The organism is Streptomyces sp. NPDC052079 (assembly GCF_040680275.1).
Classification (GTDB): Bacteria; Actinomycetota; Actinomycetes; order Streptomycetales; family Streptomycetaceae; genus Streptomyces.
Genome location: NZ_JBFAWL010000005.1, coordinates 35,588 through 58,240, shown reverse-complemented (window position 1 = coordinate 58,240; position 22,653 = coordinate 35,588). Strand labels below are relative to the sequence as shown.

Sequence of the window (22,653 nt, the reverse complement as noted above, 5' to 3'; positions counted from 1 at the left end):
ACTCTTTCGGGTGCCTGATTTGCGATCGCACCCGCTCATCCGTCCGTACCGGGATGCGTTTTCCTCCCAGCGCGTCCGGCGACCAGCTCCGCGCATCCCCACCAGATCACTCACGCACGGTCAACGAGTATGAACCCAAAGCGTTTCTGATCAATATCACCGACAGCCGACCTCTTGGCCGCGATCGAGGACCGGGCAGCAAGGAGGCCGCGCCGCAGTTCAGACAGCCCCGTCAGAGGATGTTCCACCGGAACGCCCGATCGCCTTTCCGCAGTGCTTCCACCCGCCTGTGCACCTCAGCAAGGCTCGCTGGCGCGTGGTGAACCTTTCGGGCGTTGGTCGTGATCATGCGTAGTTCGCGCAGTCCAGCAAGTACCGGGTAGCCCGGCCAAGCGGTGACGTCCCAGCCATAGGCGTTGACGAAGCGGCGGTAATGGTGCTGGCCGAAGCCGAAGCGGCGGCAGTGCACCTCGATCGTGACCAGGTCCCATTCGGGCTGGCCGTAGGCGACCGTATCCCAGTCGCACAGGACCGCCCCGCCGTCCGGGGCGTGGAGGGCGTTCCGGTGCTGGGGATCGCCTTGGATCAGCCCTCGGGCCAGGGGGAAACGGATGTCTCGGAGCTCGGCTGTGAGGCGGTCCGTCTGCGCTTCCATGAATTGGATGGCGTCAGGCGTCAGGCATGTTATGGCGGACAGTGAGCGTCGGATGGCCCCGACGTTGTCGTGCTCGGGGAAGCAAAGCGGTGGCAGGGGCAAGCTGTGGAGCTCACGGAGGGGCTGCGCCAGTTGCTGGGCCTCTACGGGCTGCTCGGGCTGGGGCAGGTAGGTCCAGAAGGTGACCGCGTGGCCGTCGACGAGGACGGGCTGGTCGACGGGGTGGAGCGGAACGGTGGGGAAGCCCGCGGCCATGAGCCGCCTGACGAACTCGACCTTGCGGGTCACGTCTTCGACCCGGGAGCCCTTGCGGGCGATCTTCGCGACGACTTGTTCCTTCTCCAGCAGGACAACTGCGTTGGTGTGGCCGCGGAGGAGGCGGGAACCGCGGCTGTCGAGGCCGGCGGCAACGCACGCCCGTTCCAGGATCCGGTGCATCTCGGCCTCGTCGTACCCGCCGGGGGCCGGCGCCATCTCTCTCATGCGTTCCAGGCTCGCGGACACATGGCCGAGTGTCACATCTGGCCGGGAGGAAGTGCGAGAATTTCGCGCAGTTCCCGCGCCACACGGCTGCCTCGAACGCGCGGCGGCAGGACTTCCACGACCTCCCGCGCCCGCTCCTCGACGATAGGGGTCCGATGCGCCGGATCCGTCCGCAGGAACGTGGCGGCCGCCAGTTGGCATGCTTCCTCGGTGCTGTGTTCGTGGGCGAGGCAGAGGGCTGCCTCGAAGTGGAGGAGAGCCGGGTCGATGCCGGTCTTTTCCGGGTACAGAGCGAGCGCGCTCTCCTGGACGCGTCGGGCTTCGGCGGTCCGCCGGAGGGCGGTGCGGGTGCCGCTCATATAGAGGAGGAAGCGCCGCTCAGGGAAAGCGAAGGCGTCGTTGCCCGTGTCCGCTCTGGCGTGGCTTCGCTCGAAGATCTCGGTGGCCTGCCGAAGGGCGGCTTCCGCTCCCTCCGCGTGGCCAAGCTTCGCCAAGGCCCGTGCCTCGGCGGCCGAAGCGAAGGCGGCGGTGGGCGTGGGCCGGTTGCGGCAGAGGATTCTTGCCTCTCTGGACAGGGCGACCGCGGCCTCGATCGGGCCGTAGTGGTAGGGGAGCATGGCGGCCTGTGCGCGGACGCGGGCGCGCAGCTCGGTGTTGCCGCTGTCGTCGCCCGCGTTGCGGGCGGTGGCGTACCAGGACTGCGCCCGGCGGAGGTGCCCGAGTTTCATCAGGGCGTCGGCGATCAGTGTGGCGATCATCGCTGTGAGTTCGGAGAGCCGGACCTGTACAGCGGCCGGCTGACGGTGGGCGGCGATGTCCTCGACCTCGGACAGGTGGCCCAGCAGTATCTCGATCATCGGCGCGGGCGGCGTGTAGACGTACTGTTCGCGCGCCCACAGCAGCTGCTCGTCGAGCAGGTCCAGCTGCGTGGGCGTCACCGTGCCCACCGCAAGAGTGCGGTCGACCGACCGCCGGGCGGCGTCGATCTGCTGCTCGAAGGAGAGGGGAACCGTGTCCGCCGCGCGTCGTGGGGCGACCGCGGGGGTGAGTGCCTGCTGGGATCTCCGTGCCGACGCCCTCTCCTCAGCCAGAGGCTCGTCTGGCGAGGAGGACTGGCTGCTTCCGCGCAGCCCCAGGTCCTGGGCCGTGCTCGCGTAGAACTCGCACAACAGGTCCACGGTGACCGGGCGGGGCTGCCGACCCTTTTCCCAGTGACCCAGTTGATCACCGTCCGCCCGGGGTGCTGCTTCGTACCGCGCTCCGAGAGTGCTGAGCCCGTCAGCGGCCTCCTGCAGGGTCAGCCCCCGCGCCAGGCGATGCGCGCGGAGCAGCGTCACACCGCAGTGGGCGTGGATTCGATGGGCGGTTTCCTGGACCGACTCTCCACGGTCGGCGGCGTCCTCGCGTAACCGCTGCGCACAGGACTGACGGTGCGGCTTGTAGTCCAAGGCCCCCTCCTCCAACTCGCCCTGCTCCTACTCCCGGCAGCGTATCGGTGAGGCACTCCCCCATCTGCGGGATCAGTGACTGATTCGACGGCCTGGCGACCGGATCAGTCACCTGCAAGCAAGAAGTGACTGATCGGCAAGGGGTGACTGTTGTCCGTCGATACCGGTGGGGCGAACCTTGCTGCTCCCAGAAGCCCGACGAACCGCTCGCCGGACGATGGCGTGGAACGCCCGATCGCCGGGCCTGAGTTCGCCGTCGTCTCCCGCCGCACCTTGCGGCGGGAAGGCGCAGCGTTCGTTACCCACAGGGAGGTGGATCGATGACGTCCTCGGCGTACCACACGGTCCTGACGGAGCTGGCCGATGGTCAGGGAATCGAGCGTGCGGCAATCGAGGTCGAGAGCACGCCGGCGTCGGTTCGCGACGCGCGGTCCTTCGTCCGGCAGCAGCTCTTCGGCTGGAGCTTCCCCGAGGCGGGGGACTTCACCGACGGGGTGGTACTGGCTGTCAGCGAGCTGGTCACCAACGCGGTGCTGCACGGCCGGACCCGGCCGGCGGACGACAGCGAGCACGTCGGTATCGCGCTGGCCCTCAAGCCGGGCAGAGCGCTGGGTGTTCTGGTCACTGACAACTCCAACGAGGCGCCCGTGGCGGCCGTTCGGCCTGCCCCGCATGCCACTTGTGGCCGCGGCCTGGAGCTCGTCGACGCGGTGGCCGACTACTGGACGGCAGCGCCGCGAGAAAACGCCCAAGGGGTCACCGGCAAGGACGTGTGGGCCGTCTTCCGTTGCCCGGAGTTCGCTGGGCTCCTCCCCCGATCGGCGTGACAACCCATGTCGTCGAAAAACCTCCGAACCTGCCGACTTCCTGTGACACCAGGAGTCTTCATGCCGTGCGTACTCGACGAGCCGAGTGGCCGCCTGAAGGGTGCCCTGCTGCTCTCCACACGACTACGGGCGCTCGCTGGCGTTGCTCCAGTAGGTCGGGGCGAGCATCTCACCAGGCCAGGCCGGCTGGCGGATCGGCCCTCGCGGGCCCATCTGCTGGAAGTACGGGGCGAGGTCCAGGACGGGGGTGCCGTCGACCGCGTCGAGATCGGTGACGTGAAGGTCCCGGCCGTCGACGTCGAGCAGGCGCGGGAAGCTGATCGCGAGCTGGTTGGGGCGGCGGTGGTTGCGGTGCACGAAGGTGCCGGTCGCCGGCCATCGGGCGTCGCCGCGCGGGCTGCGGGCGTGCAGCTGCACGTCCTCGGGGCGCGCCCGGTGGAAACGCCAAACCACGGTGAGGTGCGAGAACTCCTCGATCCCCTGAAGGGTCTCCAGCGGGTACTCGTCGTTGAACCGGATGATCGAGCGGACGCCGCCCTGGTAGTCGTCCAGAACCTGGGTGTGGCCTCCGACGACCGTGGCGATCGAGCTGACCTCGTAGCTGGGCACCGTTCTTCCCTCTCCATCCCTCTGACTGCCGGCACGGCCGGACGCCCCGCAGCAAGACGCCGACATGATCGGGTGTCAGCTTATGGCTCGCAGCGTCTCCCGGGCGCGGCGGTCGAGCTCCGCGATGTGACGGCCGCCGCGGCCGCGCACGGGAGACAGGTCGCTCCGCATGCGGACGATGACGTCCCGGGCCCGTCCGGACTGCACTCCGGTCATGGCGTCCAGAGCCCGGCTCCAGGTCGCGCACGCCTCGTCGACGTGGCCCTGCTGCACCTGTACGGCGCCGAGGTAGCCGAGGGTCACGCTGTGGGTGCGGGCGTACTGCTGGCGGCGTCGGGTTGCGACGCTGTGCTTGAAATGGATCTCCGCGTCGAGCGGCTGGCCCAGATCGCGCAGGGCACAAGCTGTCTCGTGGGCAAGGGAGGCTTCCTGGAAGAAGCCCATGCGGCCCGGCGCCTCGTTGTTGTCGGCTCGAGCGAGGTCCCGCTCCGCGCGGCTGATGGCCGCGAGGGTTGCGGGGCGGTCACCGTCGGCCGCCAGGGCTCGTGCGTGGACGATCGCGAGCAGGGCTTTCTCTCGAGGGCTCGCCTGGCCGTAGCGGTCGCGGGACATGGAGGCGTCAGCCAGGGCGAGTGCCCTACGCGGATGTCCGAGGTCCACGGCTTGGTGGGCGAGGGCGCGCAGGATGTGGCCACCGAGCGGTCCGTCGCCCGCTTCGGCCGCGATGCGGGCGGCAAGGGTGAGGTAGCGCTGGGCGGTGCGGTGTTCGGAGGCGTCGAAGGCCATCCAGCCGGCGAGGTAGGTCATCTCCGCCACGGCCGAGTACATGTCGCGGCGGAGCTGTTCCGTGCGAAACCTGCTGCCGAGCAGGGGCACCGCTTCGTCGCGAAGGTGGCCGGCCAGGGCCGAGCGGCCGGAGGCTCCGCCGCGCTGCTGGTCTCGCGCGGAGTAGAAAGTCGTCAGGCCCCGGACATCGTCGATGTCCGCCTGAGTCACCGGTCGCGGGGAGACCGCCGGCCGCTTCGCCGCCGCGGCGGGGGCATCTGCCCACCACGAGGCGGTGGGCAAGGCGAGGCCGGCGGCCGAGTACGCGGCGGTCGCCAACAGCTTACGTCGGTGCATATCGAGGTCGTCGCTTCCCAGCTCGGCCAGCACGGTCAGAGGGTCGACGCTCCAGTCGGAACCGCTGTCGGTTTGGCCTATGGCTTCACCTTCCAGCCCGAGGTCGGCCAGGGTGAGGTGGCGGCCGAGCCTACGGGAGAGCGTCTCGCGCAGGATATGAGGTGCCTGGCCGCTCGGTTGTGTGCCCTGCACCCACATGGCGATGTGCGAGCGGGAGATCGCCTCCAGCTCACGCACCCCGCTCTCCGCGGCCACCCGGGCAACCGCTGCGGCTGCTTGTGGCTGGGACCAGCCAGCTTCACGCAGAAGTGCGACGAGGGCTTCGTTTCGCGCACGGGCCATGGACTGTCCCTCGGTTCCGAAATGATCTTTGACGCCTTTGACGGCCCCGGGAGTCGCGCAGGCATACCCCTCGGCGGCGATTCACGGTTCGCTCAACGTAGCCACCAGATCACTCACTTTGCACGACAACCGACGCCGCCGCACGGTGAACCTCAGTCAACTTGGCTTGATTCAAACAGGAGTTGTGACATGCGTCTTTCGCTGGCTCCACGGCAGGCGGACGGTCAGCGCGTCGCGCCCAGCAGGAAGGTTCGCGTCACTGACGAGCCGGTCCGGCGACGCGATCAAGCGGTGGCCACGGCGGAGACGGTGGCGCTCGTGCTGGACGAGGAATCACCGCTGCCGGAGACCGCTGCTGACGTGGAAGACCTCGCGAGGCGTCTGCGGGGTCACATCCACCGACTCGGCGTCATGGTGCCGAAGGAGACACCGGTTCTGCGCCACGCCCAGCAACTCGGATCGGCGGGGGTCCCCGACGGCTATGTGCCCAGCAGGGTGTACCTGGTCCAACTCGCCAAGGCGACCCAGGAGCTCGCCGCAACAGTGGAGACCTGCGGCAGCAGCCGTGCGAAGCAGCAGCAAGGACGGCGTCGGTGGACGCCTCGAATCAACATCCTGCGTGGCGCGGTCTTCGCCCTCGCACTCGCCTGCCTCGTCCTGGCTGCCTCCGTACCGCGGGCATGACCATCACCGGAGCGGTTCTGATCGCCCTGATCCTCGGTCCCACAGCGTGGCTGGTTCTCCGCGGTGACCGCGCCACCAGTCCCCGCAAGTCGGCGAGGAGACCTCATCTGCGCAGATCGAGTCACCGCCCCGGCGATGCCCCGCCTCACCGACAGTTCACCGGCCGCCCCTGACGGCTCTGAAGCCCACCCCGTTCGCGGGGCTCAACGGAGATCTACACGATGAAACGCCTTCCGCGCATCGAGCAGTACGGCCTGATCGGCGACACGCAGACCAGCGCCCACGTCTGCGATGACGGTTCGATCGACTGGCTGTGCCTGCCCCGCTTCGACTCGCCAGCTGTCTTCGCCGGGCTCCTGGGTACGCAGGAGCACGGCTCCTGGCAGATCGCACCGGCCTCGTCCGCAGGCCGGAGCGGCTCAGAGAAGGTCGCTGAGCGCCAGTACCGCGGTGATTCGCTCGTCCTCGAATCGGTGTGGCGCACTCCGGCGGGTTCGGTCCGCGTCCTGGACTTCATGCCGCCGCGCGACGGCACCCCGCAGGTGATCCGGATCGTCGAGGGCCTGAGCGGCGAGGTGGAGATGGTCTCGGCCATGCGTCCTCGGCCGGGGTACGGCAGCGTCAGCCCGTGGATCCACGAGGTCGGTGGGCGCATGGTCGCGGAGGCCGGCGCGGACGCTCTGTGGCTCGACACCTGCGTTCCGCAGGTGGAGAAGGACGGCGTGGTCGTCGGCGCCTTCGTCATTGGGGCCGGGCAGAGCGTGGCGTTCGTGCTCAGCTGGTGCCCGTCCCACGCCGCCGCGCCCGACGTTCTTGATCCGGAGGCCGCGCTCGCCGAGACGCTCGCCTTCTGGCAGGACTGGACACAGGAGTGCACCTACGACGGGCCCTATCGCGAGGCCGTGGTCCGGTCCTTGATCACGTTGAAGGCGATGACGTACGGGGCGAGCGGCGGGATCGTCGCGGCGCCGACCACCTCGCTGCCCGAGGAGATCGGCGGCAACCGGAACTGGGACTACCGCTACACGTGGCTGCGCGACGCCGCCACGACCCTGGCCGCGCTGCTGGGGACCGGATACCGGCGAGAGGCGCAGGCATGGCGGCGCTGGCTGTTGCGTGCGGTGGCCGGCGACCCGGAGAACCTGCAGATTATGTACGGGATCACCGGGGAGCGTGATCTGCGGGAACAGGAGCTTCCCTGGCTTCCCGGGTACGAGGGCTCGGCCCCGGTCCGGGTCGGAAACGGCGCGGCGGATCAGCTGCAGCTGGACGTGTACGGCGAGGTGATCGACACCCTGTATCTCGCGCATCAGAGCGGTGTCGCCCACTGCGCCGACACCGCAGTCCTGCACCAGCGGCTCGTCGAGCACCTGGCGCAGCGCTGGCAGGAGCCCGACGAGGGAATCTGGGAGATCCGCGGGGCCCGCCAGCACTTCGTCCATTCCAAGGTGATGGCCTGGGCGGCCGTCGACCGCACCATCCGCCTGGCCGAAGCCGGCGCGCTCGACATGGACCTGGCCCCCCTGGTCGAACTGCGGGCGACGATCCACCGGGAGGTCTGTGACAAAGGCTTCGACCCGGTGCGCAACACCTTCACCCAGTCCTACGGCTCGAAGGGACTGGACGCCGCCACGCTGCTCATCCCCCGCACCGGCTTCCTGCCGCCCGACGACCCACGCGTCATCGGCACCGTGGACGCCGTACGTCGTGAACTCTCCACGGACGACGGGCTCGTGCATCGGTATCGGACTCGCGGCAAGCGCACTGGGGTGGACGGTTTGAAGGGCAATGAGGGCACCTTCGTCCTGTGCTCCTTCTGGCTCGTCGATGGCCTGGCCCTGACCGGCCGCCTCGATGAAGCCCGTGCCCTGTTCGAGCGTCTCCTGGCATTGTGCAGCGACCTCGGGCTCCTGGCGGAGGAGTACGACCCCGTCCAACAGCGCCAGCTCGGCAACTTCCCGCAGGCGTTCAGCCACATGGGCCTGATCCAGAGCGCCCTGCTCCTTCAGCTCCTGACGACGGGGCCCTCCCGCCAGCACGGCGCGGTGGCGGTTCCGGCACCCCGCTCGACCTCCCGCAGCACGCGCCAAAGCGCCGCAGACCTGACGCCGCAGCACGCTTGACCATCCCCACCCCTTGACGAGGATTCCGATGTCTGACAGCGCCTTCCCGGCACGGCCAGCCGCTACCGGCCACCGCAGACGGCGGCCCCCGGTCGACGCGAACACGCTGCACCTCGCCCGCCGCGCCGTGGCACTGCCCCTGGCGCTCCTTGCCGCGCTGCTGGTCGCCGTCTTCGCTTTCCGATCGGTGTCCGCAGTAGGCCCCGGCTGGGTCCTGGCCGGCCTGGTGTGCGGACTGGCGGGCGTCGCCACGGTGGCGGCACGCGGAGCGCGCACCGTCGCCAGAGCCGTGCAGTCGGCCGTGGAGGAGTCCCAGACTGCGGCACTGAAAGCGGTCGCAGGGGCAGCGGCAGCCGTCGAGAAGTCGGTGCAATGGTCGGCGGACGAACTGTGCCGTGGAAAACGCCCCTCGTTGCCGGACCCACAGACGCCGCAGTCGCCCACTGCGAACGCAGAGATCGACAACGCGCTGAGTGCCCTCCAGGCGCAGGCCATCGCGTCGCTGATCCGCGTGCACGACCAGTCCCAGTCCGTGGTCCTCCTGGAGGTGCTGCGCCGCCTGGCCATGCGGGAGCACTCCCTGGTCAGCAAGGCACTCCAGGCACTGAGTCGGCTGGAGATGCTGACCGACGACCCGGAGCTGCTGGCCGCGATCTTCGAGATTGATCACCTCGTGACGCGGATGCGCCGCCAGGTGGAGAGCACAGCGGTGCTGGGCGGGCAGTCCCTGCGCAGCGTGCGCCGGCCCGTTCCTGTCACGACAGCCCTGCGCGGCGCCGTCTCCGAGGTCGTGCAATATCCGCGGGTCGCTGTCGCGGCCGGGTCCGTGGGCGCCGAGCTGGGTCTGCCCGGCCATGTGGGTCCGGACCTGACGCACCTGCTGGCCGAGCTGATCGAGAACGCCTGCGAGTGCTCCGATCCGGCAACGAAGGTGATGGTGCGGGCGCAGCGGGTGGCGAACGGGCTGGCCATCGAGGTCGAGGACCGGGCCATCCCCATGCATCCGCAGACGCGGGCGCAGATGAACCATCTACTCAAAGCCCCGGACGAGGTCGACGTCAGCGGTCAAGTCCGGGCCGGACAACTCGGCTTGCTGGTCGCCGCGCTGATCGCCCGGTCGCACGGGCTGTCCGTCCTCCTGCAAGAAAACGTGACGGGGGGCACCACCGCCCTGGTCGTCATACCGACACGGCTCCTGGTAGCGATTCCACCGGTCGACGACGCGGGCGCGCTGCCGCCCGAGGAAGTCCGGCCCTCCGGGCGGCAGCCGCAGCAGGTTGCCGCGACTCCTGCCGCCCCGGGGGCGAGGCAGGTCGCACGCCCCGGCATCGCAGGGGCGCCGGAAACCGCAGCGGCTGACGACTCGGCCGACGCGCCCCCTCTTCCCACGCGCACACGCAGGACGGGATCTTTCCGTCCACCACACGAGCGGGAGCAAGCCCCCGTGGCCGCGGCGACGCCAGGGCTCGCAGCCGCCTTCCGCAACGGCCTCCAGGCCGGCGGGACCGCCGGTTCCCCTACAGCCTCGACAGAGCACCCCAAACCCTGACCCTCGTCCTTCCACGTTCCCGGTGGCCAGGTACATCGCTGACCCTTCCCCCTTCTGGAGCAATCCCTATGAGCACCCACCCTGCGATGAGCAACGTGACCGGCGGCACGCCCGCATCCGCGACGACCACAAGCGGACAGCGGGACAGCATGGTCTGGCTGCTGCGTCAGTTCGCCTCCGAGACGCCGGGCGTCACGCACGCCGTCCTGATCTCTCGCGACGGACTGCGGCTGCTGGACAGCGACGTCGACAAGGACTGGGCGGACGAACTGTCGGCCGCCTTCAGCGGGGTGGCCTCCCTCGCGGCGAACATCACCGGCCCCAGCAGGAAGAAGAGGCCGGCCCGGCAGGTCATCATCGAGCGAGACGACTGCCTGTTCTTCGTCCAGAGCGCCGGGCGCAGCGCGGCCTTCGACAACCACCCCGGCAACGAACGCGGTGAGGTGGACACGATCCTCGCCGTCATCGCCGCCAGGGACGCCGACGCGGGCACCGTCGGGTTCGAGATGGGGCGCCTGGTCCAGAAGTTCGCCCCGTACATGCTGATCCCCGTCCGTGTCGGCACGGGCGGAGAGGTCCGGTGACCACGTACGGTCGCGCGGCCGAGGAGTCGGCGTTCGTGCGGACCTACTCCCTGACGCGCGGGCGGACCAAGCCGCGGCATCTGCTCGGTCTGGAAACCGTGCTGGAGGCGGGACCGGGAACGCCCGGCCCGACGCAGGCCGAGGAGTGCGAGGAGATTCTCGCCTTGTGCCGAAAGCGCCGACGGTCGGTGGTCGAGCTGGCGGGCCGCCTTGGCCGGCCTGTCACCGCTGTCAAGGTGCTCGTCTCCGACCTCCTGGACGCCGACGCCCTGGTCGTCCCCCTGACCCAGTCCTATGCCGATACCGGTGCGGGATCCGGTCCGTCTACCCAACTGCTGGCAGCCCTTTCCGCGGGCTTGAAGAGGAAGTGGCCTGATGCCGTCGCCTATCCCCAGGCCGGATGACCCGGCCGCGGTGCTGCGTAGTTCGCCGCTCCCACGGGCCGGTGCTCCGACGGTGCTGAAGATCGTGATCGCCGGGGGCTTCGGCGCGGGCAAGACCACCGCCGTGGGCGCCGTCAGTGAGATCACACCGCTGAGCACGGAGGAGTACCTGACCGAGGCGAGCGCGGACGTGGACAGCCTGGCGGGCATCGAGGCGAAGCAGACCACCACGGTCGCCTTCGACTTCGGCCGCCCGAGCCTGCCCGACGCGCCGACGCCCCTGGAGCTGTTCCTGTTCGGCATGCCCGGCCAGGACCGGTTCGTCGACCTCTGGTACGACCTCTCCCGCGGCGCCGTCGGCGCGGTCGTCCTGGTCGACACCCGCCGTCTGGAGAGCAGCTTCACCCCCGTCAGCTTCTTCGAAGACATCAGCCTGCCCTTCGTCGTCGCCGTCAACCAGTTCAACGGCGCCCACCTCTACCACCCCGAGCAGGTCCGCACCGCCCTCGAACTGCCCGCCTCCGTACCCGTGGTGACCTGCGACGCCCGCGACCCGAACCACGTCGCCGGCGTCCTGCTGACCCTCGCCGACCACGCCGTGAACAACGCCGCCACGTACCGCGCTGGTCACGCCCCTTCCACCACCCTCCAGGACGCCTGATGTCACAGCACCCCACCGACCCCTACCGCACACCGCAGGCCACCTCGCCCGCACGATCCTTGCCGCAACGCGACATGCGGGACGCCACCCGCGCACCGTTCACCCCGCCAAGCGCCGCCCTCACCAACCAGCCGCTCCAACAAGCGGAGCTGGCACAGCGCTACGGGCTGCTCGCACGGCTGGGCGTTCCCACCGTGGCCAACGAGGACTTCGACGACCTGGCCCGCGACATGGCTGAGCGGGCCGGGTTCCTGTACGGGTTCGTCAACCTGTTCCTGGAGGAGCAGACCTTCGTCGGACTGCACCAGCCGCCCGCGGACAGCGGGTACGTCATCGTCGGCCGCACCATGAGCCGCGACCACGGCTGGTGTCCCGAGGTCATGGCCCGTAAGAAGGCGCTTCCGCTGCACGACGTGCACGCGTCCCCACGCTTCAGCGGCAACGCGGTGGTCGACGCCGTCGGGATCCGCTCCTACTTTGGCGCCCCACTGATCCACAACAGCGGCATCGTGCTGGGCACGGTGTGCGTCATCGACCCGGAGAAGCGGCCCCTGGCCGAGGCCCGCCGTCTGCGGGACATCGTCATCAACGCTGGCGCGCAGGTGATGGACCACATCGCCCGCGCACCCGTCCGCTAAGCCGTTCCTCCACCCCTACCCGGGAGCCGTAGGCGATCCCCGGCCGCTCCGCGTTGCGACCTTCACCCAGGGAGAGGGAGACCATGTCCACCACACCGCCACCGGCGCTGCGTCCCTACCTCACCGCCCGCCACGACCTGCTGTGGCAGGAGACGGATGCCTTCGCGGCCGAGCACGTCGCGGCGCGCGCCGCACGGATGGAGGCTGCCCCGGGCAGGGTGGAACGCAAGGTCGCCGACTCGATGGCTGCACGGGGCTGGTTCACCGTCACCGTCCCGGCCGCCTTCGGCGGACTGGGTGCCGGGCACGTGGCCAAGACGATCCTGATCCACCGCATCGCGCGGGTCTCGGCGGCTGCCGCGGCCATCCTCCAGGCCACCCTCATCCCCGTCGGTGCCCTGCTGCACTTCGCCACCTATGAGCAGAAGAGACGCTGGCTGCCCCAGGTCTCGGACGGTTCACTGCTGTTGTCGATCGCCGTGACCGAACCGCGGGCCGGCGGACACATCGGCGGCATCGAAACCGTCGCCGAACGCGTTGGCAGCGAGTGGGTGATCACCGGCAGCAAAAGCCATATCGGCAACAGCCACCTCGCGGGAGGCCACCTCGTCGTTGCCCGCACCGCCGGTGTAGGCGTGAGCACATCCCAGGCGTTGACGGCGTTCATGGTCGAATCAGGCCGCCGCGGGCTCTCGGTCTCCGACCACCGCGCCGGCCTCGGTCTGCACGGCTTCTCCGCCGGCCGCCTCGACCTCGACCACGTCCGCGTCCCCGAAGACAACGTGGTCGGAGAGGTCGGCCAAGGACTGGCCGTGGCCCAGAGCAGCAGCATCCTGTACGGCCGCCCCAACCTGGCCGCCGTCAGCCTCGGCATCCACGAAGCGGCCGTGGATACCACCACCGCCCGTCTCAAGACCCGTCCCCGCTACCGGGGCACCCTGTCCGACCTGCCCGTACTGCGAGACCGCATCGGAGGCATGGAGGCCCGCCTGCGCGCCGGCCGGATACTCACCTACCAGGCCGTGCACCTCCTCGACCAGGGCCTACCCTGCGACGCCGACCTGATCAACGCCAAGTACCTCGGCCACCAGTGGGCCACGCAGTCCGCCCAGGACGCCATGGAACTGCACGGCGCCCACGCCCTCGACCGCGATTACGTCCTCCAGCGCCTGTGGCGCGACGTTCAGCACACCTACCCACCAGCCGGCACCGGCGAAGTCCAGCGCATACGCCTGGCCGACGCCGCCTTCGACGAGGACCACATCCAGTGGTCCGAACGCCTCGCCGCCGAAGCCGCCTGGGCCCGCCCCGACCCGACCGCCGCATGAGCCCCCGTGCGCGGCACCCCGTGAATCCCCGCCGCCGCGCACGGGCCCGTGCCGCCGGCCCCCGTCCCCCCGCGGGGACCGGCGGCACCTCCCCCACCTGACCATCCATCCCAGCCGAGAAAGAGACACCGTGACCCCGCCCGTAACAACCAGCGCACCGATCACACCCCTGACGCCGACCCTGCAGCGCGTCGCCCAGCACCTCGCAACCGGCCTCACGGCCCAAGAGATCGCCACGCAGACCGCCCTGTCACCTGTGACCATCCGCCAGTACATCCGCGACATTCGCGAGAGCCTCCACTGCCCGCCCCGCTGCAAGCCCCCGGTGATCGTGCACCGCCTGTTCGCCGACCAGCAGGTGGCCCCGCCCACGGCCGACAGGCCGGCACCGACGCTCAGCCCGGACGAGCTGCTGCTGCTCCGAGCCGTCGCCGAGCACAGCGACGCCCGCAACATCGCCGTCGCCGCCAAGCTCGCCCCGGCCGATCTGCGCGCCGCACTCGACCAGCTCCTCGCCGACACGGGCGCACAGGACACCACCCACCTGGTAATCCTGGCCCATGGCTGGAACCTGCTGACAGTCGAGCAGGCCCACGCAACGCGGAGCGGAGCGAACCAGTGAACCGGCCTCCGACTCCCCTGGCCCGCGGGGAGCGACCGGCTACGGCGTCGTTCGCCCCGGCACCCCTGGTCGCCGCATACGAGGTCCGCAGGTTACGCACGGACGCCGAACGCGCGGAAGCCGCCGCCCTCGTGCAGGACCGGCAGCGCTGGCTCACCCTGCGTGGTCTTCCGGTACCGGTCCAAGTCGACATCCCAGCACTCTTCCGCAGCCCGCAGACGAAGCCAGCCGGCCTGTTCGAGGACGGGAAACTACTGGCCTGCATGATCCCCGAGCGCGCCCCCAACCTCAGCTGGGGCGAGGGCCCCTGCCTCCACCTGGGCTGCATCCACACCCTGCCCGACCAGCCCGATGACATCACCCGGCTGATCACCCTGTGGGCATCCGACTTCGCCGTCCGACTCGACCTCCCCCTCGTACGGGCTGAGACCCTGGCCCGTCACGGACTCGAAGCCGAGCCCACCGCCGCCCTGCTGCGTCGGCTCACCGACATGGGCTGGGACGTGCAGGGCTCTGGCACTGGACGGGAGGGTGACCGAGTCGCCCGCCTGGAACTGGCTGCCGAGCATCGGTCCGGACTCCATGCGCTGATCGGCTGCCGGGTCTACGAGCCGAAGGCAGCCTCAGACGATCGGGGCAGCGCATGACGACCGCCGAACCACAGCGACCCGACCTTGCTCGCGAGCTGATCGCCCGCGCCCACGTGTCGGCCGCGCACCGGGCCCGCCGACTGCGCAATCAGCTCAACGCCGTCCGCCTCGGCCAAGGCCGGCACGCCGACCACGCCAACACCAAGGTGCTGCGCCGCATTTTGGGCGAACACGAGTGGCCCGGCCACCGCCTCGTCGGCCCTGCTGCTGCCCGCGCCGCCTGGAGCATCGCTCTTCACAGCGATGACGAACCCGACTTCCAACGCGCCGCGGCCATCCTCTTGGAGCGTGCGGTCAAGTCTGGCGATGCACTCATCCAGCACTGGGCGCACCTGCACGACCGCGCTTTGATCAACAACAGGCACCAGCAGGAGTACGGCACCCAGCTCCTCCTTCGAACCGACGGCATCGAACTGTGCCCGCTGCGCGCGCCTGAATCAGTGGACGAGCGAAGGGCCAGCGTCGGGTTACCGCCCATCGCTGTCGCCCTGGAATCGGTCCGTCGCCGGTACACCTCGGATCGTCATGCCGAAGAAGCCCCGGCCGTCGCGCTTGCAAGAGCCGCATGAAGAAGCGGAACCCCGAAAACCTCACAGCCGGACGCTCGTCCACAACTCCACATTCAGAAAGGACCGTTCCCTATGAAGCTCACCACGGCCGTCCTCGCTGCAGGCACCGCCGTCGCCTTCACCACCGCCGTGGTCGGAGCCGCCCGGCTCAAGCAGGACGCACGCCACCAGACCGAGCGCAACGAGGCGGTCCTCGCCCGGAACCAGCTCGACTGGCTGGCCCAGATGTCCACCACCCCCGATCTCACCAAGCTCTGGACGCCCGAGGGCATGGACGTCGAGGAGTACATGCAGCTGTTGAAGGCCAACCAGCTCATCTGCATGCTCAGCCTGCGCGACCGCCTCGGCTTCGTTCGTTCCGGGCACCTGCCGTGGTACGCCGCGCAGCTCATGGAAAGCGACGTCTGCCGACGATACTGGCGCCGGTTCGGCGACCTCCGCGCGCGGGAAGCCGAGGGCGACGAGCGCGCCGAGCATTTCACCCGGGTGCTGGACAAGGCCGCGAAGAACCACCCGCAGGCACGGCCCGCAGCAGCCTGACGGCACCAGACACCGACTCCCAGACGTCCTGGCCCAGGCGGTCTCTTCGCCCGCCACCGTCTGGCACCAAGCTCCGGGCCCCGACCGGGTCCCGGGATCCCGCACCACCCATCGCCACTAGGAGGCAAGCATGACCGCCGTGCAGACGGAGAGGCCGACCGCCCCCGTGCAGTCGGACCTGGCAACCACCACCGAAGCCGACCCGTTCGGGCTCGACATCACCTTCATCGAGGGCACGCCGGCGACCGAGACGGTCCTGATGTGCAGCACGGGCGACACCTGCGGCAGCTCCTGCCCCAGCGCCTGCACCACCTCGTAAGCCGGGAGTCCCCGGCAACGCGGGCCGGACGGGGCTCTCCCTGTCCGGCCCGCCCCGCCCGCCACGCAGAAGATGAGGAGAGCTCGGATGACACGGCATCGGCCCAGCCTGTACGAGGGAGCGGGGCAGACCATGCTGCGCGCCGCGGTGCACACGACCGAGCCCGCCATGCCACCCTGGCCGATGGCCATAGCGTCCGTGGACGAGTGGCGCGCGTGGCTGAGCACGGTGTGGTCCGACACTGACTTCCGTCGGACCGTGTCGCAGGCGAGCCCTGACCTGGCGGCCCAGGTGCAGGCCATCATCAATGGCCGCACACCGAAGGTGCGCCGGATGCGCCGGGCGGCACTGGCCACCGCCCGCTACGCGATCCGCTACGCACGCCGCTCCACGCCTTACGGCCTGTTCGCCGGCGTCGCCCCGCTCGGCTTCGACCAGACCACGTCTGTCCGCATCGGCGACGAGCACCAAGCCGTGGTCCGCGCCGATTCGGTCGGGCTCGATGAGGTACTCAGCGCCTGGGAGAACGACGCGGCGCGCATGGCCGACACCGAGGTCTGCGTCAACACCCTGATCCGACAGCGCGGCCAGCACATCCACGTACCGTCCGAGGGCGATGCCGAGTTCCGCCTCGCCCTCAGCCCGGCACTGCGTCTCGTACTCGACCTGGCCCGATCACCGATCGGGTACCGTCAGTTGTCCGACAAGCTGGCCGCAGAGTTCCCCTCCGTGAGCGGCACCGCGCGCAACCGGCTACTCGGTGAACTGCTGCGGGTGCGGTTGTTGCGCTCCTCGCTGCGCGCGCCCGCCACCGTCGCCGACCCCACCGACGTCTTACCGTCCGCGGCGCGCGCTCGGGCAGTCGGCCTGCGGACCGCGTGCGATCTGCGGCTGGACGCCGATGTGCAGCTGCCCGCGCAGGTGCTGACCGAAGTGGAGACCGCGGCGACCGTGCTGGCTCGCCTGGTCACCCATCCGAACGGGACACCGACCTGGCGGCGGTGGATCAAGCAGTTCTCCGAGCGCTACGGCGAGAACACTGCGGTGCCGGTGGACGTGGCCACGGACCCCGACCGGGGAGTGGGGTTCCCGGCCGGGTTCATCACGGCAAGTGAACCGCCTCGACCGATGTCGCAGCGTGACCGCCTGCTGCTGGAGCTGGCCGGTACCGCCGCCGCCGAAGGCAGCCGCACCGTCGCGGTGACCGGGGCGATGATCGAGGAACTGGAGGCAGCGGCCGGCGACCAGCCCCAGGACCTGGCGCCCCACCTCGAACTGGCCGTGCAGGTCCACGCCACCTCCGTTCCGGCCCTGGACCGGGGCGATTTCCGGTTACGCGTGCTGACGGTTTCCCGCTCGGCCGGTTCGATGACGGGACGGTTCTGGCACCTGTTCCCCGGCACCGAGACGGCGTACGCGAACCTGCCCACCGTCGATCCGCAGGCGGAACTCGCTCAGCTCTCCTTCCACGCCGGGCGGGTGCCGGCCGACCTGCTCACCCGCGCGCCCCAGGCCCTGCCCCGCGTCGTCAGCGTCGGCGAGTTCCGCCGCCCCGCCCCGCACGTCCTCTTCCCCCGCGACCTGTCGGTCACCGTCACGGACGGCCGCCCCCAGCTCGTGGAGTCCGCGACGGGTAAGCCACTGGAGCTGCTGGCTCCCACCGCCATCAACTTCCTGTGGAACAACTACACCCCGCCGATGGCCCGCTTCCTCGCCGAGATCAGCCGGGCCGCCTCCCCTCAGGTGACCTGGTTCGACTGGGGCGCCGCCTGGACCCTGCCCTTCACCCCGGCCCTCACCTACCGGCGTACCATCCTCACCGCCGCCCGGTGGAAAATCCGCAGCCGCACGCTGCCCGCCCGCACCGCACCACTCCAGCAGTGGGCGGACCACCTCCATGCCTGGCGCTCTCGGTCCCGGGTGCCGGAGCGGGTTCTACTCGCCGAGGACGACCAGCAGCTGCCCCTCGACCTCAGCCGCGACGTCGATCTGGACCTCCTGCGCGCGCACCTGGACGCCAGCCCCTTCGGCATCGCCACCCTGCATGAAGCGCCCCCGCCGGACGCCGATGGGTGGATCGGCGGCCGGGCCCACAGCATCGTCGTCCCCCTGGCCAGGCGCTCATGACCACGACGACCGTGTCCCGTACGCAGGACCTGTCCGAGGGTGCCCTGGGGATGGCCCTGCTCGACATCGAGCGCCGGGACCTGGCCGCCGCCCGCCGCCACCTCGCCCAGGCCACCGTTCGGGGGGTGAGTACCGGCAGCAACGCCAGTCTCTTCCACGGCGCACCCGCTCTAGAGTTCGTCCTGGCCCGCGCCCACGCAGCTGGTGACGCCGTCCGCTCGGCCGTCGACCGCGTCGTGGACGCCCGGCTCGCCGCCGCCTACCGCCGTCAGGCGGCCGGCGTGCTGCCCCACCTCGCCGAATGGGACCTCATCCGCGGCCTGACCGGACTCGCCGCACTACTGCTGACCCGCCGCCCGATCGCGCCCCGGCTGCCCGACGTGCTCGCCTGCCTCGTCGTGCTCGCGCACCCCGCCCGCGGTGACGGCCGGATGCTGCCCGGGTGGTGGTCGCCGGTCGGCCCGGACGGAAAGGAAATGGCCGGCGGGCACGGCAACAACGGCATGGCCCACGGCATCGCGGGGCCCCTGGCCGTGCTCTCCCTCGCCCTGCGCGCCGGCGTCAGCGTCCCCGGACAGGAGGAGGCCGTCGGCACGTTCGCGACCTGGCTCGACCGGCACGGCGCCCACTACTGGTCCACCGCAGCACACCTGGACGCCGACCAGCCGCCCAAGGCGGAACCGGCCCGCCAGTCCTGGTGCTACGGCCAGCCCGGCATCGCCCGCGCTCAGCAGCTCGCCGCGCTCGCCCTCGATGACCCCGCCCGCCGTCGGGCGGCCGAGGACACCGTCGCTGCCATCCTGACTAACCCGCTGCACCTAGCCCGCATCACCGACTCGACCCTCTGCCACGGCTGGGCCGGCCTGCTGACCCTCACCCGCGCGGTCGCCGCCGACAGCCCCGCACCCGCACGCTTCACCCCCATCATCCAGGACCTGCACCGACGGCTGGCCGCCGACTGGGAGTGCCTGCCCAAACCCGGGCTCATGGAAGGCCGCGCCGGAGCCCAACTCGCCCTGCGCGCCACCGACACCACCGGCTGGACCCGCGCCCTCCTGTTCACCTGACCCTGCCGCCTCGCAAGGAGATGACTTCTCATGGACTTCGACGACGAGAACCTGCCGATCCCTCCGGCCACGTCCTGGTGGCACGCCTCCGTGGCCTTTCCCGCCCCGCACGCGGGCGCCGCCCGGGCCGTGGCGACCGCGTTGTCCGGTCGCCGCTTCCACTTCCTGCGCAAGGACGCCGGCGTGCGCCTACGCACCGAACAGCCCGTGCCTGACCTGCTGGACCAGCTCGTCGCCGACCGCGTGATCACCGGTTGGACGGGCGGGATGTACGAGCCGGAGACCCATGCCTTCGGCGGTCCCGAAGCCATGGCCGTCGCGCACGACGTGTTCTGCGCCGACAGCCCGGCCGCGCTCGCCGAGACCGGAACCCCCGGCGCCCGCGAGCGCAGCGTGATGCTGCTGTCCGCCATGATCCGCGAGGCCGGGCTGGACCCGTTCGAAGCCGGAGACGTGTACGCCCAGTGGGCCGCCCTGCGTCCCCCCGTCACCCCGCCCCAGGGCCTCGCCCTCGAACAAGCCGTTTCCGCGATGCGGCGGCTGATGAACGCGGCCGCCGCCCTGCGCCCCGACGCGGAGGCCGGCTGGGCCGAGCGCGTCGCCGCGTTCGAGGACGCCGGCCGCCGCCTGCGCCGGCTCGCCGCCGACGGCCGACTGATACGCGGAATCCGGGGTGTCATCGCCCATCACGCGATCTTCGCGTTCAACCGTGCGGGCGTGCCTGCCGACGCGCAGGCCGCCACCGCGTGGCTCGGTCGTCACGTCGCCTTCTCCACCGGAGAAGGAGCTGACGTGTCTACCCGCAAGTCCGCCTCAGCGGACCCTAGCCTCCCTCGAATGGAGACCACCATGACACCCGTAACCGACCCCAACCAGCTGCGCGAAGCCCTCGCCCAACGACTCGCCGAAAGCGGCCATTTGCGCAGCCAGGCGGCCATCGACGCCTTCCGCAGCACCGACCGGCACGCCTTCCTGCCGGGCGTCGACCTGGAGAGCGCGTACAGGGAGGACGCGGTCCCGATCAAGCACGACGAGGACGGGGAGATGATCTCCTGCATTTCCGCGCCGTCCATCGTCGCCACCCAGCTCGAACAGCTCGGCGCCCAGCCGGGTCACAAGGTCCTGGAAGCCGGAGCGGCCACCGGTTACAACGCCGCCCTTCTCGGCAAGATCGTCTCCCCCGGCGGGCAGGTGTGGACGCTCGACGTCGACCAGGACCTCGTCGCCGGCGCGAGCAAGCACCTTGCCGAGGCGGGCGTCGACAACGCCACCGCGGTGATGGCCGACGGCGCGGCCGGCCTGCCCGAGCACGCCCCCTATGACCGGATCATCTTCACCGTCGGCGCCGGCGACGTCCCCGTGAAGATCCTCGACCAGCTCGCCCCCGGCGGGCGGCTGGTTCTGCCGATGCGCATCCGCGGCAGCATCTCCCGCTCCTTCGCCTTCGAACGCGACGGGGAGACGTGGAAGACCGTCTCCTGCGAGATGGCCACCTTCATCCCGCTGCGCAAGGGCGTCTGCGACGACGTCTACACCCTCGTGCCGATGGCCGGCGAGGGCAACGTGCGTCTGGAGACGTTCAGCGAGCAGGACGTCGATCGCGACGCCCTGCGTACCGTCCTCAACCAGCAGCAGACCAAGCTCTACACCGGGGTGAAGTTCCGCCAGGGCTCGGCGTGGGAGTGGCTGTACCTGTATCTGGCCTGCGTGCTGCCCAACGGCCTCTCCCGCCTGCCGGGCCAGCGCCCCGGGTTCACCCCGCACTTCGGGTGGGGCTCCATGGCAGCCCTCGACGGCGGATCGCTCGCGTACCTGACCATCCGCGAGGGCGAGGACGAGCAGGGCCAGTACTGGGAGGTCGGTGTGATCGGCCACGGCAAAAACGGCGCTGGCCTCGCCGAGCGTGTGGTGAGCGAGATCTGCGCCTGGGACGCCAGCGGTGGCAACGACGCCCCCGAACCGGGCTTCCGGATGGTCGTCGCGGACTCACGTGACCGGCTGACGGCTGACGACGCCCGCTTCGTCGTCGACAAGCCCTACAGCCGACTGGTCGTCGACTGGGTGCGCAAGGGCTGAGCCGGTGATCCCCGCGATAGCCAGCCGCATCCCCCTGGTCCGCCGCACCAAGGCGCCCGCGCTCCCCTTGAAGGAGCGCATCAACCACCTCACCGGGCTGACCGTCGCGCCCGCAGGTGCGAGCCACCACGACCTGGTGGCCCGCGCCTGCGGGGTCCTCAACTACGCGGCGCTCATCGCCTCCGACGTCGGACTGCCCCGCTTGGCCGAGGATCTGTGCTGGCGCCAGCACCAGGTCTTCGTCAACGCCGGACGCCTCAGCGGACGGGTCGCCGTCATGTCGCTGATGCCGCTCGTCAACCTCGCCCGGCTGGAGACCCGCGCAGGCCACGGCGAACTCGCCTACAGCTTGTTGCACTGCCTCAACGACGCCGCCCGGCACCGGAACAAGACCGACATCGACGGTCGCACCGTCGACCTCTCGACCCTGACCGGCACGGACGAGGACCACCGTGCGGTATGCCAGGAGCTGTACGTCACCCTGCTCGTGGACGGCGCCCGCGCCCTCGCCCAGATCGGGCGGTGGACCGAGGCCGCCGATGCCATGGCCCAGCACCGCGGCATCGGCAACCGGCTCCTTGACGGCCGACAGATCAAGATCATGGCCCTGATGGAGCAGGGCCTGGACCAGCAGGCCCGCGACCTGATCGACACCACCCAGCCCGCCGAGCCCTGGGAAGACGCCGTCGCCCTCCTCCTGCACGCCCACTGCCGGACCGCAGACGCCCCCGTCCCCGAAGCCGATCTCGACCGCACCCTGAATGCAGCCGCCCAGCTCCTTGCCCACCCCGATCCGCCGACCGCCGCTTTCCAGACCCGGACGGCCCTGTCAGCCCTGGAGCTGGACCGTGCTGGACGCCATACCGCCCAGATACTCGACGCCCTCCTCAGCGTCGCCCGACTCGACGCCTACGCAGCACGAGACGCTCTGCATCACCCCATCGCCCGGTCAGCCTTGGGCGACCAGGCGACAAACGCGCTGACCGCGGTGATCGCCGCGGCCGGACTGGGAGCCGGCGCCCTGTCCGCACACGACCACGAAGCCCTGACAAGCGCGGTCGGCAACGCCGAGAGGGAACTGGAAGGGCTGCTGCAGGCCGATCCGGATCCCGGATAGGAGGGGCCAACCCGTGGTGCCCCGGCTTACCGCCCACACGGTTTGGCAGTGTCGGCGTTTCGGCCATTTCCTGCCCGCAGCCACTCCAAGCCAGACCAGGGATCGGGCGCCTGCGAGGTCCGCAGACGCA

At 70.3% G+C, this 22,653-nt stretch carries 22 protein-coding genes; 18 read left to right on the top strand and 4 right to left on the bottom strand.

Annotated elements, in window-relative coordinates:
- Positions 1-232 precede the first annotated feature (232 nt).
- Together AB0L56_RS11140 and AB0L56_RS11135 are read right to left on the bottom strand one after the other, a co-directional pair.
- On the bottom strand, positions 233-1,159 hold the full coding sequence (locus AB0L56_RS11140) for a phosphotransferase (RefSeq protein WP_365421574.1): 927 nt from the start codon (positions 1,157-1,159) through the stop codon (positions 233-235).
- Positions 1,160-1,170: 11 nt separating this feature from the next.
- Positions 1,171-2,586, bottom strand: a complete 1,416-nt coding sequence (locus AB0L56_RS11135; protein ID WP_365421572.1) for an XRE family transcriptional regulator — start codon at positions 2,584-2,586, stop codon at positions 1,171-1,173.
- A 320-nt stretch (positions 2,587-2,906) separates the two neighbouring features.
- Between AB0L56_RS11135 and AB0L56_RS11130 the strand changes: the two genes are divergently transcribed.
- Positions 2,907-3,413, top strand: coding sequence for an ATP-binding protein (locus AB0L56_RS11130; protein WP_365421569.1), 507 nt, complete (start codon positions 2,907-2,909; stop codon positions 3,411-3,413).
- Between the two features lie 123 nt (positions 3,414-3,536).
- On the opposite strand, the gene AB0L56_RS11125 is transcribed toward AB0L56_RS11130, so the two are convergent.
- Positions 3,537-4,022 (bottom strand): SAM-dependent methyltransferase, encoded by a 486-nt coding sequence (locus tag AB0L56_RS11125; RefSeq protein WP_251099169.1) that lies wholly within the window; start codon positions 4,020-4,022, stop codon positions 3,537-3,539.
- 75 nt (positions 4,023-4,097) lie between these two features.
- A complete protein-coding gene (locus AB0L56_RS11120; RefSeq protein WP_365421565.1) occupies positions 4,098-5,486 on the bottom strand; it encodes a Tat pathway signal protein in 1,389 nt (462 codons plus the stop codon).
- A gap of 189 nt (positions 5,487-5,675) precedes the next feature.
- Here AB0L56_RS11120 and AB0L56_RS11115 point away from each other — a divergent pair, with 189 nt between their 5' ends.
- From AB0L56_RS11115 to AB0L56_RS11035, 17 genes are all read left to right on the top strand, one after another.
- The gene (locus AB0L56_RS11115) at positions 5,676-6,170 is read left to right on the top strand and encodes a DUF6415 family natural product biosynthesis protein (protein ID WP_251099171.1); all 495 of its coding nucleotides are present in this window, start codon (positions 5,676-5,678) and stop codon (positions 6,168-6,170) included.
- A 221-nt stretch (positions 6,171-6,391) separates the two neighbouring features.
- Positions 6,392-8,293, top strand: a complete 1,902-nt coding sequence (locus AB0L56_RS11110) for a glycoside hydrolase family 15 protein (protein ID WP_365421561.1) — start codon at positions 6,392-6,394, stop codon at positions 8,291-8,293.
- A 28-nt stretch (positions 8,294-8,321) separates the two neighbouring features.
- Positions 8,322-9,842, top strand: coding sequence for an ATP-binding protein (locus tag AB0L56_RS11105; RefSeq protein ID WP_365421558.1), 1,521 nt, complete (start codon positions 8,322-8,324; stop codon positions 9,840-9,842).
- A gap of 68 nt (positions 9,843-9,910) precedes the next feature.
- The gene (locus tag AB0L56_RS11100) at positions 9,911-10,426 is read left to right on the top strand and encodes a roadblock/LC7 domain-containing protein (protein WP_030862031.1); all 516 of its coding nucleotides are present in this window, start codon (positions 9,911-9,913) and stop codon (positions 10,424-10,426) included.
- Positions 10,423-10,830 (top strand): DUF742 domain-containing protein, encoded by a 408-nt coding sequence (locus tag AB0L56_RS11095; RefSeq protein WP_365421555.1) that lies wholly within the window; start codon positions 10,423-10,425, stop codon positions 10,828-10,830. Before AB0L56_RS11100 ends, AB0L56_RS11095 begins: the two co-directional genes overlap by 4 nt.
- Before the next feature lie 52 nt (positions 10,831-10,882).
- Positions 10,883-11,470: an ATP/GTP-binding protein gene (locus AB0L56_RS11090; protein WP_365421552.1), complete on the top strand. Its 588-nt coding sequence runs from the start codon at positions 10,883-10,885 to the stop codon at positions 11,468-11,470.
- The gene (locus AB0L56_RS11085) at positions 11,470-12,108 is read left to right on the top strand and encodes a GAF domain-containing protein (protein WP_365421549.1); all 639 of its coding nucleotides are present in this window, start codon (positions 11,470-11,472) and stop codon (positions 12,106-12,108) included. Before AB0L56_RS11090 ends, AB0L56_RS11085 begins: the two co-directional genes overlap by 1 nt.
- Positions 12,109-12,191: 83 nt before the next feature.
- Positions 12,192-13,436, top strand: coding sequence for an acyl-CoA dehydrogenase family protein (locus AB0L56_RS11080; RefSeq protein WP_365421546.1), 1,245 nt, complete (start codon positions 12,192-12,194; stop codon positions 13,434-13,436).
- A gap of 130 nt (positions 13,437-13,566) precedes the next feature.
- Positions 13,567-14,058, top strand: a complete 492-nt coding sequence (locus tag AB0L56_RS11075; RefSeq protein ID WP_365421543.1) for a LuxR C-terminal-related transcriptional regulator — start codon at positions 13,567-13,569, stop codon at positions 14,056-14,058.
- 17 nt (positions 14,059-14,075) lie between these two features.
- A complete protein-coding gene (locus tag AB0L56_RS11070; protein ID WP_365422078.1) occupies positions 14,076-14,705 on the top strand; it encodes a hypothetical protein in 630 nt (209 codons plus the stop codon).
- Entirely contained in the window at positions 14,702-15,277 is a 576-nt protein-coding gene (locus tag AB0L56_RS11065) for a DUF6624 domain-containing protein (RefSeq protein ID WP_365421540.1), read from the top strand. Before AB0L56_RS11070 ends, AB0L56_RS11065 begins: the two co-directional genes overlap by 4 nt.
- A gap of 72 nt (positions 15,278-15,349) precedes the next feature.
- Entirely contained in the window at positions 15,350-15,817 is a 468-nt protein-coding gene (locus tag AB0L56_RS11060; RefSeq protein ID WP_365421537.1) for a DUF6082 family protein, read from the top strand.
- 130 nt (positions 15,818-15,947) lie between these two features.
- On the top strand, positions 15,948-16,136 hold the full coding sequence (locus AB0L56_RS11055) for an FxLD family lanthipeptide (protein WP_030862011.1): 189 nt from the start codon (positions 15,948-15,950) through the stop codon (positions 16,134-16,136).
- A gap of 87 nt (positions 16,137-16,223) precedes the next feature.
- Complete coding sequence (locus tag AB0L56_RS11050) at positions 16,224-18,263, top strand: lantibiotic dehydratase family protein (RefSeq protein WP_365421534.1); 2,040 nt, start codon at positions 16,224-16,226, stop codon at positions 18,261-18,263.
- The gene (locus tag AB0L56_RS11045) at positions 18,260-19,330 is read left to right on the top strand and encodes a lanthionine synthetase LanC family protein (RefSeq protein ID WP_365421531.1); all 1,071 of its coding nucleotides are present in this window, start codon (positions 18,260-18,262) and stop codon (positions 19,328-19,330) included. The genes AB0L56_RS11050 and AB0L56_RS11045 overlap by 4 nt, the downstream gene beginning before the upstream one ends.
- Before the next feature lie 30 nt (positions 19,331-19,360).
- Complete coding sequence (gene fxlM / locus AB0L56_RS11040) at positions 19,361-21,406, top strand: methyltransferase, FxLD system (RefSeq protein ID WP_365421528.1); 2,046 nt, start codon at positions 19,361-19,363, stop codon at positions 21,404-21,406.
- 4 nt (positions 21,407-21,410) lie between these two features.
- Complete coding sequence (locus AB0L56_RS11035) at positions 21,411-22,523, top strand: hypothetical protein (RefSeq protein ID WP_365421525.1); 1,113 nt, start codon at positions 21,411-21,413, stop codon at positions 22,521-22,523.
- Positions 22,524-22,653 lie beyond the last annotated feature (130 nt).

Bases quoted from the DNA above. Each gene is read 5' to 3' on its own strand.
- AB0L56_RS11105 (WP_365421558.1), top strand. From the start codon at position 8,322: ATGTCTGACAGCGCCTTCCCGGCACGGCCAGCCGCTACCGGCCACCGC.
- fxlM (WP_365421528.1), top strand. From the start codon at position 19,361: ATGGACTTCGACGACGAGAACCTGCCGATCCCTCCGGCCACGTCCTGG.
- AB0L56_RS11120 (WP_365421565.1), bottom strand. From the start codon at position 5,486: ATGGCCCGTGCGCGAAACGAAGCCCTCGTCGCACTTCTGCGTGAAGCT.
- AB0L56_RS11130 (WP_365421569.1), top strand. From the start codon at position 2,907: ATGACGTCCTCGGCGTACCACACGGTCCTGACGGAGCTGGCCGATGGT.
- AB0L56_RS11055 (WP_030862011.1), top strand. From the start codon at position 15,948: ATGACCGCCGTGCAGACGGAGAGGCCGACCGCCCCCGTGCAGTCGGAC.
- AB0L56_RS11085 (WP_365421549.1), top strand. From the start codon at position 11,470: ATGTCACAGCACCCCACCGACCCCTACCGCACACCGCAGGCCACCTCG.
- AB0L56_RS11100 (WP_030862031.1), top strand. From the start codon at position 9,911: ATGAGCACCCACCCTGCGATGAGCAACGTGACCGGCGGCACGCCCGCA.
- AB0L56_RS11050 (WP_365421534.1), top strand. From the start codon at position 16,224: ATGACACGGCATCGGCCCAGCCTGTACGAGGGAGCGGGGCAGACCATG.
- AB0L56_RS11045 (WP_365421531.1), top strand. From the start codon at position 18,260: ATGACCACGACGACCGTGTCCCGTACGCAGGACCTGTCCGAGGGTGCC.
- AB0L56_RS11115 (WP_251099171.1), top strand. From the start codon at position 5,676: ATGCGTCTTTCGCTGGCTCCACGGCAGGCGGACGGTCAGCGCGTCGCG.
- AB0L56_RS11065 (WP_365421540.1), top strand. From the start codon at position 14,702: ATGACGACCGCCGAACCACAGCGACCCGACCTTGCTCGCGAGCTGATC.
- AB0L56_RS11080 (WP_365421546.1), top strand. From the start codon at position 12,192: ATGTCCACCACACCGCCACCGGCGCTGCGTCCCTACCTCACCGCCCGC.
- AB0L56_RS11110 (WP_365421561.1), top strand. From the start codon at position 6,392: ATGAAACGCCTTCCGCGCATCGAGCAGTACGGCCTGATCGGCGACACG.
- AB0L56_RS11060 (WP_365421537.1), top strand. From the start codon at position 15,350: ATGAAGCTCACCACGGCCGTCCTCGCTGCAGGCACCGCCGTCGCCTTC.